At 74.4% G+C, this 1,983-nt stretch carries 2 protein-coding genes; both read right to left on the bottom strand.

Annotated features, from left to right (window positions below; genetic code table 11):
* Positions 1–106 precede the first annotated feature (106 nt).
* Positions 107–970 carry an ABC transporter permease gene (locus HMPREF0731_RS00950; RefSeq protein ID WP_007002101.1) on the bottom strand — a complete coding sequence of 288 codons (864 nt, stop codon included), beginning with the start codon at positions 968–970 and terminating at the stop codon, positions 107–109.
* The gene (locus tag HMPREF0731_RS00945; RefSeq protein ID WP_007002100.1) at positions 967–1,911 is read right to left on the bottom strand and encodes an ABC transporter permease; all 945 of its coding nucleotides are present in this window, start codon (positions 1,909–1,911) and stop codon (positions 967–969) included. The genes HMPREF0731_RS00950 and HMPREF0731_RS00945 overlap by 4 nt, the downstream gene beginning before the upstream one ends.
* Positions 1,912–1,983: the final 72 nt, after the last annotated feature.

The following is a 1,983-nucleotide window of genomic DNA, read 5'->3' as shown; positions in this document are numbered from 1 at the left end:
GGCCAGCAGGGCGCGGCGGCCCAGCAGGGCGCGGCCAGGGCGGGAAGGATCGGTCAGGGCGGGCATGCGAAACCTCCGGCGCAGCGGGGGAAGGACGGGAGAAGCGTCAGTCACGCGGGTCCAGCCGGTCGCGCACCCCGTCGCCGAGCAGGTTGAAGCCCAGCACGGTGAGGAAGATGGCGAGGCCAGGAAACCAGGCGAGCCAGGGCGCCTGGTCCAGGAAGCCGATGGCGTCGCGCAGCATGTTGCCCCAGCTCGGGGTGGGCGGCTGCACGCCAAGGCCCAGGAAGGAGAGGTAGGATTCGGTGATGATGGAGGAGGCCAGCAGCACCGAGCCCTGCACCAGGATGGGCGACAGCGCGTTGGGCAGCACGGCGCGCCACAGGATGGTCATCGGCCCGAAGCCCAGCGCCTGCTGCGCGCGCACATAGTCCAGCCCGCGCAGCGCCAGCGCCTGGCCGCGCGCCACCCGCGCCATCACCGGCAGGTTGACGGCGGCGATGGCCAGGATGGTGTTGCCCAGCGAGGCGCCGAGGGCCGCGGTGATGCCCAGCGCCAGCAGGATGCCCGGGAAGGCCAGCAGCACGTCCATCAGCCGCATCAGCACGAGGTCCACCCAGCCGCCGAGGAAGCCGGCGAACAGCCCGATGGCCCCCCCCAGCAGCAGCGCCGCGCCGACGCTGCACAGCCCCACCAGCAGCGAGACCTGCGCGCCCGCCAGGATGCGCGACAGCGTGTCCCGGCCCAGATCGTCGGTGCCCAGCGGATGGCCGGCGCCGGGCGGCGCGAGGGTGGCCAGGAAGTCCGGCGCCTCCGGCCCCGGCAGCGGCAGCAGCGGCGCCAGCAGGGCGCCGAGCAGGGCCAGCGCGACGAGGCCGAGGCCGAGCAGCGCGCGCGGGTCGCGCAGCAGGCGGCGCCAGAAGGCGGCGCGGGGCACCAGGCCGGTGCCCGCCGGGGCGGCGGCGCTCATGCGCGGCTCCGCAGGCGCGGGTCGAGCACGGTGTAGAGCAGGTCGGTCGCCAGGTTGATCAGCACGAACAGCGTCGCCGTCACCAGGATGGCGCCCTGCACCACGGGGTAGTCGCGGGCGAAGATGGCATCGACCGTCAGCTTGCCGATGCCGGGCCAGGAGAACACGCTCTCGGTGACCACCACGCCGCCCATGAGCTGGCCGAGCTGCAGCCCCACCAGCGTGACCACCGGCATCAGCGCGTTGCGCAGCGCGTGCCGCCAGACGACCCGGCGTGCCGGCAACCCCTTGGCGCGGGCGGTGCGGATGTAGTCGGCCGAGAGCACCTCGATCATCGCGGCGCGCGTCATCCGCATGGTGGCGGCGGCCATGGCGGCGCCCAGCGTCAGCGCAGGCAAAGCGAGGTGGCGCAGCGCCTCCCCCGGGTCGGCCAGCAGCGGCGCGTGGCCGGAGGAGGGCAGCACCGGCAGCGCGATGGAAAAGCCCATGATCAGCAGGATGCCGAGCCAGAAGCTGGGCAGCGACAGGCCACACAGCGCCAGCAGCGTGGCGGCGAAATCCGCCGCGCCGTTGCGCCGCGTCGCCGCCACCACGCCGGCGGGGATGGCGATGACGAGCGAGACCAGCAGCGCCGCCAGCGCCAGTTGCAGCGTCGGCACCAGCGCGGCGCCGATCATCGCCAGCACGGGGCGGCCGGTCTGGATGGAGCGGCCGAGATCGCCCTGCAGCACCTGCCAGAACCAGGCGAGGAAGCGCAGCGGCAGCGGGTCGTCCAGCGCATACTTGGCGCGCAGCGCGGCGATGGCGGCGGGGTCGGCCTCCAGCCCCAGCATGGCGGTCACCGGGTCGCCCGGCACGCTGGCCAGCAGGGCGAAGGAGAGCACGCAGAGCCCGAACAGCACGGGCAGCAGTGCCAGCAGCCGGCCGGCGATCATGCGCATGGGGCGGTTCCCTCGGGGGGCATGGCGTTGTCGCGCGCCGCGCGGTAGGCGGCGATCCGCGCCGCCAGGGCG

It is taken from the genome of Pseudoroseomonas cervicalis ATCC 49957, from assembly GCF_000164635.1.
In the GTDB taxonomy this organism is placed as follows: Bacteria; Pseudomonadota; Alphaproteobacteria; order Acetobacterales; family Acetobacteraceae; genus Pseudoroseomonas; species Pseudoroseomonas cervicalis.
Note: the sequence above shows the minus strand (reverse complement) of the source record. Positions and strands in the feature narration are given on the sequence as shown.

What these genes read in the sequence shown, in the direction of transcription:
- HMPREF0731_RS00950 (WP_007002101.1), bottom strand. Translation starts at nt 970, where the DNA reads ATGAGCGCCGCCGCCCCGGCGGGCACCGGCCTGGTGCCCCGCGCCGCC.
- HMPREF0731_RS00945 (WP_007002100.1), bottom strand. Translation starts at nt 1,911, where the DNA reads ATGCGCATGATCGCCGGCCGGCTGCTGGCACTGCTGCCCGTGCTGTTC.